Source organism: Streptomyces sp. ISL-66, assembly GCF_018614135.1.
Taxonomy (GTDB): Bacteria; Actinomycetota; Actinomycetes; order Streptomycetales; family Streptomycetaceae; genus Streptomyces.
This window is the reverse complement of record NZ_JAGGOW010000135.1, coordinates 19,864-32,807: the sequence shown is the minus strand read 5'-3', so window position 1 is coordinate 32,807 and position 12,944 is coordinate 19,864. Positions and strand designations below refer to the sequence as shown.

16 protein-coding genes are annotated in these 12,944 nt (G+C 70.7%); 4 read left to right on the top strand and 12 right to left on the bottom strand.

Annotated features, from left to right (window positions below):
• A partial coding sequence (locus tag J7E97_RS25235; RefSeq protein ID WP_215031492.1) for a hypothetical protein occupies positions 1-311 on the top strand: 311 nt, incomplete at its 5' end.
• Between the two features lie 63 nt (positions 312-374).
• Here J7E97_RS25235 and J7E97_RS25230 read toward each other — a convergent pair.
• Both J7E97_RS25230 and J7E97_RS25225 read right to left on the bottom strand, forming a co-directional pair.
• Entirely contained in the window at positions 375-2,045 is a 1,671-nt protein-coding gene (locus J7E97_RS25230; protein WP_215031491.1) for an amidohydrolase, read from the bottom strand.
• Positions 2,046-2,090: 45 nt separating this feature from the next.
• Positions 2,091-3,578, bottom strand: coding sequence for an APC family permease (locus J7E97_RS25225; protein ID WP_215031489.1), 1,488 nt, complete (start codon positions 3,576-3,578; stop codon positions 2,091-2,093).
• Positions 3,579-3,709: 131 nt separating this feature from the next.
• Between J7E97_RS25225 and J7E97_RS25220 the strand changes: the two genes are divergently transcribed.
• A complete protein-coding gene (locus J7E97_RS25220; RefSeq protein WP_215031487.1) occupies positions 3,710-4,393 on the top strand; it encodes a TetR/AcrR family transcriptional regulator C-terminal domain-containing protein in 684 nt (227 codons plus the stop codon).
• Positions 4,394-4,443: 50 nt separating this feature from the next.
• On the opposite strand, the gene J7E97_RS25215 is transcribed toward J7E97_RS25220, so the two are convergent.
• The 5 genes from J7E97_RS25215 to J7E97_RS25195 all read right to left on the bottom strand — a co-directional run bounded on the left by J7E97_RS25215 (position 4,444) and on the right by J7E97_RS25195 (position 7,733).
• The gene (locus J7E97_RS25215) at positions 4,444-5,229 is read right to left on the bottom strand and encodes a TetR/AcrR family transcriptional regulator (RefSeq protein ID WP_215031484.1); all 786 of its coding nucleotides are present in this window, start codon (positions 5,227-5,229) and stop codon (positions 4,444-4,446) included.
• 11 nt (positions 5,230-5,240) lie between these two features.
• Complete coding sequence (locus tag J7E97_RS25210; protein WP_215031502.1) at positions 5,241-5,690, bottom strand: thiol-disulfide oxidoreductase DCC family protein; 450 nt, start codon at positions 5,688-5,690, stop codon at positions 5,241-5,243.
• A complete protein-coding gene (locus J7E97_RS25205) occupies positions 5,687-6,091 on the bottom strand; it encodes a hypothetical protein (RefSeq protein WP_215031482.1) in 405 nt (134 codons plus the stop codon). The genes J7E97_RS25210 and J7E97_RS25205 overlap by 4 nt, the downstream gene beginning before the upstream one ends.
• Positions 6,092-6,218: 127 nt before the next feature.
• Entirely contained in the window at positions 6,219-6,977 is a 759-nt protein-coding gene (locus J7E97_RS25200; RefSeq protein ID WP_215031480.1) for an alpha/beta fold hydrolase, read from the bottom strand.
• A 159-nt stretch (positions 6,978-7,136) separates the two neighbouring features.
• Complete coding sequence (locus tag J7E97_RS25195) at positions 7,137-7,733, bottom strand: hypothetical protein (RefSeq protein ID WP_215031477.1); 597 nt, start codon at positions 7,731-7,733, stop codon at positions 7,137-7,139.
• Positions 7,734-7,816: 83 nt separating this feature from the next.
• On the opposite strand from J7E97_RS25195, the gene J7E97_RS25190 reads away from it, so the two are divergent.
• Positions 7,817-8,167: a hypothetical protein gene (locus J7E97_RS25190; RefSeq protein WP_215031474.1), complete on the top strand. Its 351-nt coding sequence runs from the start codon at positions 7,817-7,819 to the stop codon at positions 8,165-8,167.
• Between the two features lie 77 nt (positions 8,168-8,244).
• Positions 8,245-8,406 carry a hypothetical protein gene (locus J7E97_RS25185; protein WP_251055102.1) on the top strand — a complete coding sequence of 54 codons (162 nt, stop codon included), beginning with the start codon at positions 8,245-8,247 and terminating at the stop codon, positions 8,404-8,406.
• Between the two features lie 124 nt (positions 8,407-8,530).
• Here the strand turns inward: J7E97_RS25185 and J7E97_RS25180 are convergent, their stop codons facing one another.
• The 5 genes from J7E97_RS25180 to J7E97_RS25160 form a co-directional block, all read right to left on the bottom strand.
• A complete protein-coding gene (locus tag J7E97_RS25180) occupies positions 8,531-9,298 on the bottom strand; it encodes a succinate dehydrogenase iron-sulfur subunit (RefSeq protein WP_215031471.1) in 768 nt (255 codons plus the stop codon).
• Positions 9,298-11,052: a succinate dehydrogenase flavoprotein subunit gene (gene sdhA / locus J7E97_RS25175; RefSeq protein WP_215031469.1), complete on the bottom strand. Its 1,755-nt coding sequence runs from the start codon at positions 11,050-11,052 to the stop codon at positions 9,298-9,300. Before sdhA ends, J7E97_RS25180 begins: the two co-directional genes overlap by 1 nt.
• Before the next feature lie 23 nt (positions 11,053-11,075).
• Positions 11,076-11,558, bottom strand: coding sequence for a succinate dehydrogenase hydrophobic membrane anchor subunit (locus J7E97_RS25170; protein WP_215031467.1), 483 nt, complete (start codon positions 11,556-11,558; stop codon positions 11,076-11,078).
• A 5-nt stretch (positions 11,559-11,563) separates the two neighbouring features.
• A complete protein-coding gene (gene sdhC / locus J7E97_RS25165; RefSeq protein WP_215031465.1) occupies positions 11,564-11,944 on the bottom strand; it encodes a succinate dehydrogenase, cytochrome b556 subunit in 381 nt (126 codons plus the stop codon).
• 152 nt (positions 11,945-12,096) lie between these two features.
• Positions 12,097-12,702: a 2-oxo-4-hydroxy-4-carboxy-5-ureidoimidazoline decarboxylase gene (locus J7E97_RS25160; RefSeq protein ID WP_374224231.1), complete on the bottom strand. Its 606-nt coding sequence runs from the start codon at positions 12,700-12,702 to the stop codon at positions 12,097-12,099.
• Positions 12,703-12,944 lie beyond the last annotated feature (242 nt).

The following is a 12,944-nucleotide window of genomic DNA, read 5'->3' as shown; positions in this document are numbered from 1 at the left end:
GCCACCAACCGCACACACACCGGAGGAAGCGAGTGAGCGAGACCTTGTCGAGGGTTTCCGGCGTCGTGGACGGCTTCATCACGACGCTCACCGACCCGGACGGCGGCACGTCCCTGCAGATCCGGATCAAGATCCAGGGAGCGGCGGCCGAGGACTGCGATCAGTTCGAGGTCGTCCTCGAACGGGAGCACACGAAGGCGCTCGGGGAGACGCTGCTGTCCCTCGTGGACCGTCCCGAGTCGGCGATTCCGTGTTCCGTCGGCGTGAGCCTGCAGACACCCCTCGCCAGCAGGCCGCGAAGGCCCGCGTGAGCCGGGGCGCGCATGTGGTCGTGATCAAGGGACGGTCCGTGTGAGGTCCTTGACCCAGATCAGTTACGCACCCTGGTGGGGGTCGGCGTAGACCCGTACGCCGTCCACGTACGTCTGCACCGTGCGGACGGCGTGGAGTTCGGCCGGGTCGGTGGCGAAGGGGTCGCGGTCCAGGATCGCGAGGTCGGCGAGGCGGCCGGGGGCGATCACGCCCGCCTCGTCCTGGTGGTTGACCCAGGCCGATCCGGCCGTGTACGCGGCGAGGGCGTCGGTGAGGGCGAGCCGCTGCTCCGGCAGGAACGGCGGGCGGAGGTCCGGTTCGCCCAGTTCCTCGGCCCATACCTGGCGGTTGACGGCGACGTGGATGCCGTGCCACGGGTCGGGGCTGGAGACGAACCAGTCGCTGCCCGCCGCGATCACCGCCCCGGCCGCGTGCAGGGCGCCGAACGGGTACTGGCGCCGTCCGCGTTCCTCTCCGAGGAAGGGCAGGGTCAGTTCGTCCATCGCGGGCTCGTGCGCGGCCCACAGCGGCTGCATGTTCGCGACGGCGCGCAGGGCGCGGAAGCGGGGGATGTCGTCGGGGTGGACGACCTGGAGGTGTGCCAGGTGGTGGCGGTTGCCCGTGTGGCCGTGGGCGGCGACGGCTGCTTCGAGCGAGTTCAGCGCCTCGCGGACGGCCCGGTCGCCGAGCGCGTGGAAGTGGACCTGGAAGCCGTGTCCGTCGAGGGCGACCACGGCTTCGCGCAGCACTTCCGGGTCGACCATGGAGATCCCGGCGTTGTCGCCGGGGCAGCCGCAGGAGTCTAGGTAGGGGTCCAGCATGGCGGCCGAGAAGTTCTCCACCACCCCGTCCTGCATGATCTTGACGCTGCCGGCCGTGAAGCGTCGTCCGTGGCCGGTCTTCTCGCGTCGGGCGCGCAGCGAGTCGAGCTGGCCGAGGTCCTGGTCCCGCTCCCACCAGAGCGCTCCGCGCACCCGGGCGGTCAGCGAGCCGTCGGCGTCGCAGGCGAGGTAGGTGTCGAGCGGGTCGGGGAAGCCCGCGTACGCGCCGACGAGCGCGTCCTGCCAGCCGGTGATCCCGAGCGAATGCAGCAGTTCCTGGGCGGCGAGCAGCCCGGCCCGTGCCTCGGCCGGCGAGGTCGGGGGCACGAGGGCCCCGACCAGGGACATCGCGCCCTCGTGCAGTACACCGGTGGGCTTGCCCGCGGCGTCGCGTTCGATGCGGCCGTCCGCCGGATCGGGCGTGAGCCGGTCGACTCCCGCGAGGGCGAGGGCGCGCGAGTTGGCCCAGGCGGAGTGTCCGTCGCGGACCGGGAAGTAGGCCGGCCGGTCGGGGAGGATGTCGTCGAGCTGCTCCCGGTGCGGCAGGCCGCCGGGGAAGGCGTCGAAGGACCAGCCGCTGCCCTTGATCCAGGTGGCCTCGGGGTGTTCGGCGGCGTACGCGGCGATCGTGGCCCGGTACGCGCGGGCGGTGCGTCCCGTACTCAGGTCGCAGCCGAGCATGCCGATCCCGGCGATCACCGGGTGGACGTGCGCGTCGGTGAACCCCGGCTGCACGAACCGCCCGCCGAGGTCGACCACTTCGGTGCGCGGGCCGATCAGCTCGCGGATCTCCGGGTCGCTGCCGAGGGCGGTGATCCGGCCGCCGGTGACGGCCAGCGCCGACACCCGGTGGCGTACGGGTGAGGCGGTCCAGACGGTGCCGTTGAGGAGGACGAGGTCTGCGTGGGGCATGGGGCGGGGCTCCGATGAGTGGGTGAGGGGCGGGAGGGCTACGGGTCAGGCGCCGGCCCGGGCCGATGCCGCCACCGGCGGGAGCGGGACGGGCGGCTGGGTGAAGTACGCCGCCTTGCGGCGGTAGCGGGTCCACAGGGCGGCGGGAACGCCGAGGGCGATCACGGTGAGCGGCAGGACCGTGAGGAAGCGGCCGTTCTCGGCGTCGAAGGCCAGATGGTCCACCGAGGTCCACTGCTCGTACGCGACCAGGCAGCCGAGCAGCAGCAGGGCGATGCCGCCGGCCAGCGGGAAGACGCCCAGGACGAGGGTGTCGCGGAGCCGGCCGCGCAGTTCGTGGCGGAACGTGACCACGCAGGCCAGGCCGCCCATTCCGTACATCAGCGAGACCAGGATGCCGACGGAGTTGACGACGGCGACGACCACTTCGGACAGCGAGCCGACGGCGAGCCCGGTGAGCGAGACGCCCACGGCGAGGGCCGAGATGCGCACGGTCGAGGTGACGGGGGTACCCCACGCGGGGTGCAGCCGGGCCCAGCTGGTGCCCAGTACGCCGTCACGGCCCATGGCGAGGGTGAGCCGGGCGCCCGCGATGACGCTCGACTGCATGCAGGCCACGGTGGCGAAGAGCATCGCGGCGAGTGCGGCGACCGCGCCGGTGGTTCCGTAGGAGGTGCGGGCCAGCTCGGTGACGCCGGAGAGCGGGTCCGCGAGCTGTTCGGGCCTGAGGGCGTGGAGGAAACCGGTGGCGGAGAAGAGGAAGAAGCCCAGGGTGACGAGGATGGCGATGGTGCCGGCCCGGCCGGAGGAGCGCACCGACGTGGACTCCTCGACCACCGAGAACGCGCTCTCCCAGCCCCAGAACATGTACGCCGCCATCACGGTCGCCCCCAGCAGGGTGAGCGTGTCGGGGAAGGCGAACGGCGAGAACCAGGAGGCGGAGACGGAGGCCGCGCCGCCCCGGGCGAAGGCGGTGATCACGATGGCGGTGACCACGACCGCGGAGATGCCGAGCAGCAGGCTCTGGACGAGGGTGGCGCCCTTCACGCCGCGTACGGCGCTCAGCACGATCAGGACGCTCCACAGCAGGCCGGTCACGGTGACCGCGAGGGAGTCGTCCGGGGAGACGGCCGTGACGCCGGCCTCGGCGAGCAGGCCGAGGGTGAACTGGCCGGTGAGCTGGCCCGCGTACGACAGGAACAGGATGTTGGTGGCGACCGAGGTCCATCCGGTGAGGTAGCCGGCCCACGGGCCGAGCGCCCGGCGCACCCATATGTAGGCGGTGCCGCAGTTGGGGTCCCGGGCGGCGAGCCGGGCGTAGCCGCCGGACACGGCCAGGATCGGCAGGGCCGCGAGCAGGAATGCGGCGGGCATCGCGGTGCCGGCGAGCGCGGCGAGGAAGGAGAGGCCGATGCCTACGCTGACGGTGGGGCTGATGTTGGCCAGCGCGATGATCACGCCGTGCCGGGTGCTGAGGGTCTTGCGGAACTCGGTCACGGGCGCCGCGCCGCTTGCGGCTCTTGCCTGGTCCATGCGCGCTCCTCGGTCGGGGTGCCCCGCAGACAACCGCCCGCCGCGTTATTTTGTCAACGGTGTGGGTAAAATATTTTTCCGCGGGACTCCAGGCCTTGCGGGCGCGCCGCACGGCCTGGTCTGATCACTCCATGGCAGTACGAGGCAGAGGCCGGCCCCCCAAGGTCGAGCTGGATCTGCGGATCATCGTGGACGCCGCCCTCGCGCTGACCGACGACGAGGGCGCGGCCGCGCTGACCGTGCGCCGGCTCGCCGCCAGACTCGGCGTGGATCCCTCCGCGCTGTACCGCCACGTCGCCGACAAGGACGAGCTCCACCTGGCCCTCGCGGACCGTCTCTTCGAGGAGACCCTGACCGACTTCGTGCCCTCGGAGAGCTGGCGCGACACACTGCGCGACCTGGCGCTGCGCACCCGGCGGACCGCCCTGCGCCACCCCGGCGCGGCGGTCCTGGCGACCTACCGCACCACCCGCCGTCCGGCCGAGATGCGGATCGTGGAACTCATCCTGGCCGCCTTCGGCCGGGCCGGCTGCTCCCCGGCCCTCGCCGCCGTCCTGCACCGGGTCTACGGCGACTTCAGCCTGGCCTGGGCCGGAATGGACGCGGCCTTCGAGACCCTGGGCGGGGCCGCCCGCACGGGCGACGAGGAGGCATGGACCCGCGAGTACCCGGCGGCCGACCCCGCCACCTTCCCGGCGATCGCCCGGAGCGCGGCCCACATGGCCAGGCTGGACGGGACGACGGTCTTCCTCGCCGCCCTGGAGACCCTCCTCGACGGGCTCGAGACCCGGATCTCGGCGGAGCGCGGCGGCTAGGGTGCGTATGTGGTCTTGATCAATTTGCGGGATCGGCCCACATGCGCGCCCTAGTGCTGTGACCGGGAGGCGTCCGGCTCCGGCGTCGGGTCGGCGTCCGGACCCGCGTCCGGATCCGAGGCCCGCTTGCGGAAGCGGCCCTTCGTGGACGCGGCGCTCTGGGCCATGCCCGGCAGGAAGTCCGCGAAGAGTTCGTGCACCTCCCGCACCAGCGGGCGCAGCACGCGGAACCGGGCCAGGATGATGCCCCGGGTCGTGAGCTGCGCGCCGCGTTCGGCGAGCCGCCGGGTCTTCTCGCTGTTCGGGGAGCGGTCGAAGACCCAGTAGAGGACCAGGCCCATCTGCGAGAGCCACATCAGCTCGGGCAGTACGTCGGCGAGTTCATCCGGGACCTTTGTCTTCGCTCCGGCCAGCACCTCGCGGTGCATGTCGATCGCCAGCTTGCGCGCGGGCTCCGACTCGGGCGAGAAGGGGCTGAGCGGGCTCTCCGGATCCGCGGCGTTCTTGAAGAACTGCGAGGCGAACTCGTGGTACGGGGCCGCGATGTCCAGCCAGGTGGTCAGTACGCCCGCGAGCCGCTTCTGCAAGTCGCTCTCGCTGTCCAGGATCGGCCGGACCGCCGCGAGGTGGGCGGCGCCGATCCGGTCGTAGAACCCTTGGACCAGGTGTTCCTTCGACTCGAAGTAGTAGTACGCGTTCCCGACCGATACTCCGGCTTCCTTGGCGATCCCGCGCATCGTCGTCTTGTCGAACCCGCGCTCCTGGAAGAGACGGAGCGCGGTTTCGAGGATGAGGGTGCGGGTCTGCTCGCTCTTCGGAGCCTTCTGATCAGTCACGGTGTAAGACCCTATCGGGGTGCGGAGCAGCGGTCGCCACAGGCCGGTTCCTCCGCGTCGGCCGACCCGCCGGCCGCCCCGTCGTTCGAGCCGTCCCGTACCGCGGCCCGCCACGCGGAGGCGGTGTACATGGCGGCCTTGGCGAAGGGCCGGCCGGCCGGGGTGGCCAGCCAGTTCGCCTTCGGCCGGTGCTCGGCCAGCGCCCACAGGCAGACGATGAAGGCGTCGGTCCCGGTCCACACCTGGCCGCCGTCCCCGATGACCGTGATCTCCCGCAGGGTCGAAGCGTGATCGAGCTGCGGAAAGCGGCGCTGCGCCTCGAAGGAGGCCGCGGGCAGGAGCCGGAGCGGCACCAGCCAGCGCTGGGCGAGCAGCCAGTGCCGGATGTGGACGCAGAGCGGGCAGTTCGCGTCGTAGAGCACCGTCAGGTGCCGGGTCGCGGTCGTGGCCACCGGGATCAGGCCCCGACGGGCGCGGTCCACCCCTGGGGGGCGACCGGCGGGGTCTGCTGGCGCTCCATGATTCCGCGGCGGCGCATCTTGTTGAGGACCCAGACGTTGCCGAGGTGCATGACGCCGAGGACCAGGAGCACGACGCCGATCTTGACCGAGAGCGCCTCGAAGAGCCCGCGGGCCGCGACGATCTCCTCGGCCGACCGCAGGTAGAGGGTCACGAAGCCGATGTTGACGAGGTAGAAGCCGACCACCAGGAGCTGGTTGACCGCGTCCGCGAGCTTCTCGTTCCCCTGGAGGACGTCGGCGATGAAGATGCGGCCGTTGCGGCTGAGCGTGCGGGCCACCCAGACGGTGAGTCCGATGCTGACGAGCAGGTAGATGACGTACGCGACCACAGTGAGGTCCATTGCCCTCAGCCCCCTTGAACGTGTTCAACTGCTGACAGTGCTGACTGTAGACCTCTTTTTGAACAGGTTCAAGCCGACGGGGAGGGGGACGGGAAGGGGAACGGGAAACGGAGCCGGAGGGAGAGCGTCACGAGCGCGGCAGGAAGTCCAACAACAGCCGGGTGATCTCCTCCGGGCGTTCCAGGGAGGGCAGGTGGCCGGCCCAGGGCAGTTCCAGGTGGGTCGCGCCCGGGATGAGGGAGGCGAGCTCGGCCGGGGTGCGGCGGAAGTCGGAGATGTCGTGCGCGCCGCCCACGGCGAGGACGGGGGCGACGACGGCCGAGAGGTCGATCGCGGGCTCGGGGAGCTCGTGGTTCCCGGTGGCGGACGGCTCGGACCGGAAGTTGCCCAGCTGCATGTCCCGTACGAGGTCGTGCGCCTCGGCGGGGGCGTCCGGGCCGAGCCACTGGCGGGCGTTGAGCTCGGCCGCGCCCACCAGGTCACCGGCGTCGAGCAGCGCGTCCTCGGCGGCCCCGAAGGCCCGCTGCTCGACGCCGGGCTCGTGCCCGGGCCGTACGGGGCACAGCAGTGCCAGCGCGCTCACCCGGTCCGGACGCAGCGCGGCCAGCGTCAGCGCGACCCGCCCGCCGTACGAGGATCCGACGAACGCGGCCCGCCGGATCCCGAGGTGGTCGAGCAGCTCCCGTACGTCACCCTCGTCGCTGTACGGGGCCTCGGCGGCGGGGGAGTCCCCGCAGGTCCGGAAGTCCGGCCGGACCACCCGGAACCCGGCGTCGAGCAGCGGCTGCCACTGCGGGCCCCACATCCGCCGGTCGCACACGGAGGAGTGCAGCAGTACGACGGCCGGCGCGGTCTCGGGGCCGTCCACATCATGAGAAAGGATCATCCGGTGATGATCCCGAACTCCGCCCCGACCGGCCACCGAGTTCCAGGGCAGGGGCGCGGCCGGAGCTCGGGCCGGGGCGCGCCCGGGGCTCGCCCCCGCGGCGTGCCGGGCCGGCTGCCTCCCGATCCGGCCCGCGCTCCCGGGCCGGGCCGGGCGGTGTCACATGCTCAGTGCGCGGGCCTGGTTGAGCTGGCTCATGACCCACATGTACGTGCCCGGGTCCACGGCCGGGATCATCGTGGAGTGGTGGCGGCCGCCGCTGTTGACGGTGATCTGGATGTAGCCCGTCGTGCGGCGCTCCTTCATCAGAAGGAAGAGCAGGCCGAGCAGGCAGAAGAGGAAGAAGATGACCGCCAGCACGATCGCGTGCGCCGGAATCTTCTCCTCCGTCCGGGAGAAGTCCGTGGCGTTCCAGATCGCGCCCCGCAGCGGCATCGTGCCCGACGGGGTGATGATCTGGTCCCCGGCGATGGTGATGTCGCCGAGCGAGAGCCCGGCGGCGCCGTGGCCCCCGGGGGCCTGTCCGGGCATCGGCGCGTGCATCGGTGCGGGAATGCCCGCGCCGGCGATGGTCGGCTGGTAGGCGGGGGCCTGCGGGTATCCGTAGCCGGGCTGGGCGGGACCCGGGGGCGGGTAGCCGTAGCCGGGCTGCGCCGGGTAGCCGTAACTGGGGGTGCCCGGGCCCCACTTCTGCTCTTCGTTGGCCCCGCCTTGGCTCGGGTCGTTCTGGTAGGGGTTCGGCTGCTGCTCGCTCATGCGGCCGATAATTCCACAGGCGAGCACGGCCCAGTAAGCCGAATGTCAGTGCCCTCCCCTAATCTCCGGCCCTGGGAAGCGTGATGTTCGTCGACGAGACGACTGCGGGGGGCCGCACCGACGGCTGGCGAATGGAGATCGCCGAAGAGCGGTTCTCGCTGCGCGAGTTGATCCGGCGGCGGATATTCCACGAAGTGGCCGGGTCCGAAGCGGCCGAGTCCGAGGCGGCCGGCAGCCGCCTGGTGCGCCCGGTCGCGGGGGGCGGCTCCGTGGATCCGCAGGCGCAGACCGAGGCGGCGCTCGCCGCCTTCGCGCGCAACGGCTTCCTCGTCCTGGCCGGGGACCGGCAGATCACCGAGCTCGACGAGGAGATCGATCTCGCGCCCGGCACCGAGGTCACCTTCCTCAAGCTCGTGGCACTGGTGGGTGGCTGACATGGCGGTCGCCCTCGGCGCGGCGACCCGGCAGGCCTTCGAGGAGCTGGGCCGGAAACGACCAGTACCTGTGCATAGTGCCGAAGACCGACGGCTCCCCGGGCGGCTCCCCGGACACCGGCTACCTGCCCTTCGAGGGCGACCGCACCCTGGCGGTCGTCCTGAGCAAGGCGATGCTGCTGGCCGACGACACCGCCGTCACGGACCCGACGATCACCAGCCAGATCCGCCGGGGCTGACACACCGGGGCTGACACGCCGAAGGCCCCGCTCCCCCCGGAGAAGATCCGCGGGGAGCGGGGCCTCGATGTCCGCCGGCCTCAGCCGAGGCCAGAGCCGACGGCCGCCAAGTCCGTCAAGGAGGCTAGAAGCGGCGGGTGATGAGGGCCCGCTTGACTTCCTGGATCGCCTTCGTGACCTCGATGCCACGCGGGCACGCGTCGGTGCAGTTGAAGGTCGTGCGGCAACGCCACACGCCGTCCTTGTCGTTCAGGATCTCCAGCCGCTGCTCTCCGGCCTCGTCGCGCGAGTCGAAGATGAAGCGGTGCGCGTTGACGATCGCCGCCGGGCCGAAGTACTGGCCGTCGTTCCAGAACACCGGGCACGAGGACGTGCACGCGGCGCACAGGATGCACTTGGTGGTGTCGTCGAAGCGCTCGCGGTCCTCGGCGGACTGCAGGCGCTCGCGCGTCGGCTCGTTGCCCTTGGTGACCAGGAACGGCATGACGTCCCGGTACGCCTGGAAGAAGGGCTCCATGTCGACGACGAGGTCCTTCATCACCGTCAGGCCCTTGATGGCCTCGACCGTGATCGGCTTCTCCGGGTTGATGTCCTTGATCAGCGTCTTGCAGGCGAGCCTGTTCTTGCCGTTGATCCGCATCGCGTCGGAGCCGCAGATGCCGTGCGCGCACGACCGGCGGAAGGTCAGCGTGCCGTCGAGGTCCCACTTGATCTTGTGGAGACCGTCGAGCACGCGCTCCTTCGGGTCGATCTCGATCTGGAAGTCCTGCCACTGCGCCTCGTCCGAGATCTCGGGGTTGAAGCGGCGGATCCGGAACGTGACCGTGATGAAGGGCGAGGCCGCGGCCGCGGCCTCCATCGCGTCCGTCTTGGACAGGGTCGGGGTGGCCATCAGTACTTACGCTCCATCGGCTGGTAGCGGGTGACGACGACGGGCTTGTAGTCGAGCCGGACCGAGTCCTGACCGTTGTCGTCGACCTCGCGGTACGCCATGGTGTGGCGCATGAAGTTGACGTCGTCGCGGTTGGGGTAGTCCTCGCGGTAGTGACCGCCGCGGGACTCCTTGCGCGCCAGCGCGGACACGGCCATGACCTCGGCCAGGTCGAGCAGGTTGCCCAGCTCGGTGGCTTCCAGCAGGTCCGTGTTGAAGCGCTTGCCCTTGTCCTGGACGGACACGTTCAGGTAGCGCTCGCGCAGTTCCGCGATCTTCTCCACCGCGGTCTTGATCGTCTGCTCGGTGCGGAACACCATCACGCAGGCGTCCATCGTCTCCTGGAGCTCCAGGCGCAGGTCCGCGACCCGCTCGTTGCCCGTGGAGTTGCGCAGCCGCTCGACCTGGTCGATGACCTGCTGCGCCGGGTTCTCGGGCAGCTCGACGTAGTCGTGGGCGTGGGCGTACGCGGCGGCCGCGATGCCCGAGCGCTTGCCGAAGACGTTGATGTCCAGCAGCGAGTTGGTGCCCAGGCGGTTCGCGCCGTGCACCGACACGCACGCGACCTCGCCGGCCGCGTACAGGCCCGGAACGACGGTGGTGTTGTCCATCAGGACCTCACCCTCGACGTTCGTCGGGATGCCGCCCATGGCGTAGTGCGCGGTGGGCTGGATCGGGATCGGGTCCGTGTACGGCTCGATGCCCAGGTACGTGCGCGCGAACTCGGTGATGTCCGGGAGCTTCGCGTCGAGCTGCTCCGGCGGGAGGTGCGTCAGGTCCAGGTACACGTGGTCACCGGCCGGACCGCAACCGCGGCCCTCGCGGATCTCGGTGTAGATGGAGCGCGAGACGACGTCACGGGACGCGAGGTCCTTCATGACCGGCGCGTACTTCTCCATGAAGCGCTCGCCGTCCTTGTTGCGCAGGATGCCGCCCTCACCGCGGGCGCCCTCCGTCAGCAGGATGCCCATGCGCCAGATGCCCGTCGGGTGGAACTGGAAGAACTCCATGTCCTCCAGCGGCAGGCCGCGGCGGTAGCAGGCCGCCTGGCCGTCACCCGTGAGGGTGTGCGCGTTGGAGGTCACCTTGAAGAACTTGCCGGTGCCGCCCGAGGCGTAGATGACGGACTTGGCCTGGAACACGTGGATCTCGCCGGTGGCGAGCTCGTACGCGACCACGCCGGCCGACTTCTTGACGCCGTCCTCCTCGACCAGGAGCTGGTCCAGGACGTAGAACTCGTTGAAGAACTCCACGCCCTCCTTGACACAGTTCTGGTAGAGCGTCTGGAGGATCATGTGACCGGTGCGGTCCGCGGCGTAGCAGGACCGGCGGACCGGCGCCTCACCGTGGTTGCGCGAGTGGCCGCCGAAGCGGCGCTGGTCGATGGTGCCTTCCGGCGTGCGGTTGAACGGCAGGCCCATCTTCTCGAGGTCGAGGACCGCGTCGATGGCCTCCTTCGCCAGGATCTCGGCGGCGTCCTGGTCGACCAGGTAGTCGCCGCCCTTGACCGTGTCGAAGGTGTGCCACTCCCAGTTGTCGTCCTCCACGTTGGCGAGCGCGGCGGCCATGCCGCCCTGCGCGGCGCCCGTGTGGGAGCGGGTGGGGTAGAGCTTCGTCAGCACGGCCGTGCGGCTGCGCTTCGTCGCCTCGATGGCGGCGCGCATGCCCGCGCCACCTGCGCCGACGATGACGGTGTCGTACTTGTGGATCTTCATTGGTTTCGCCTCAGCCCCGTTGCCTAGCGGATGTTCGGGTCGAAGGTGAAGATCACCAGCGTGCCCAGAAGAATGGTGAACACCGTGGCGGTGTAGAGCAGGCCCTTGAGCCACAGGCGCGTGGTGGCGCGCTCCGCGTAGTCGTTGATGACGGTACGCAGGCCGTTCGCGCCGTGGAGCATCGCGAGCCACAGCATCAGCAGGTCCCAGCCCTGCCAGAACGGGGACGCCCAACGGCCCGCCACGAAGGCGAAGCCGATCTTGGAGACGCCGCCGTCGAGGACGAGCTGGATCAGCAGGTGGCCGAGGACCAGCACGACCAGGACGATGCCCGAGAGGCGCATGAAGAGCCATGCGGCCATCTCGAAGTTGCCACGGGTAGAGCGCGGGGTCTTGGACGTCCGCTGGCGCGGGGCCTCGATGTACGGCGCCGGGTTGTCGACGTCGTAGAGGGACACGCCCTCCACGTCGCCGATGCCCTTTTCGATAGAAGTGTCAGAAGACATGCGCGTCACTTCCCGAACAGTTCAGCGGCCGCGTGGCCGAGTACGGGGTACAGGGCCCCGGCCATCAGCACGATCCAGACGGTCACCACGGACCAGAGCATCTGCTTCTGGTAGCGCGGGCCCTTGGACCAGAAGTCCACGGCGATGACACGCAGACCGTTGAGCGCGTGGAAGAGGATTGCGGCGACGAGGCCGTACTCCAGCAGCGCGACGAGCGGCGTCTTGTAGGTAGCCACGACATCGTCGTACGCCTCGGGAGAGACGCGGACGAGAGCGGTGTCGAGGACGTGCACGAACAGGAAGAAGAAGATGAGGACGCCGGTGACTCGATGAGCCACCCACGACCACATTCCTTCCCGGCCGCGGTACAACGTTCCAGCCGGCACGGAAAACCCTCCGGAAGCGGGGCGGGGGCCAGCCGGCTTCTTTGTCGGTCGGGCCCGGCCGGGTACGGTCCTCCGGCCCCGGACATCGTAGCGACGCTTTGTCGGTTCCCTTGCGCGGGGGCCATCGGTGTGATCAAACAGGCACGGACGGACTATCCCACAGGGGCGAATAGCCCGAATTCCGCAGCAGACACCCCGTCCGCCGAGGTGAGCCAGTGCGTCAGGTCCGCGAGCCGGGCCTGCGCGACGCGGCGGAGCTCGTCCGCGGAGATCGCTCGTTCCTCGTCCAGCTCCAGGCCCATCCGCCGCCGGATGGCGGCCAGCAGCTGGTCCGCCTGCTCCCCCGGGGTGTGCCCGTCGAGGAAGATCACGAAGGCGTGGCCGAAGGTCCGCTCGTATTCGGAGTGGGCCGCGCGGAGCGCCAGCAGCGCGGCGTACGAGGCCCCGGGCTCCAGCTCCGGCGGGAACTCCCAGGCCAGTGCCTCCGACAGGTCCGCCTGGGAGAGGTCGTACGAGGCCTCGTCCGCGGCGGCCAGCAGCGCGCCGGAGTCGGGGTAGGGCCGGTGGGCCGCCACCCGCTGGGCCCAGCGGGCGCTGCCGCAGCAGTGCAACAGGGCGGCGTGGGCGGCTTCGGGGGACAGGGCGTTGAACCGCGCGAGCCCTGAGCCGGGGGAAGGGTCGGAGCCTCCGCGGGCCTGTGCCGGAAGGTGGCTGGACAGCGTGGGGCTCCTCGTGGCGTGGCGCGGGTGTCCCGCCACGCTATCGACGCGGGGCCGGGTGTGTCGTACGCATCCCGGGTTTTCACCCGGAAGTGAGCCGAAAGGATGACAAGGCCGCATGTGTGCCGCGGGGCGCCGGGCCGGAGGCCGTGTGCGGGGCAGGCCGCGGAGAGGGGCATGATGGCGAGGAGCGGGCCGGCCGACGGGCCGTGAAAGGGGAGGGCGACCGAGGCCGCCACCCCCCACAGGAGAGGCCCCGGCCGCCATCCGACACGGGCTCG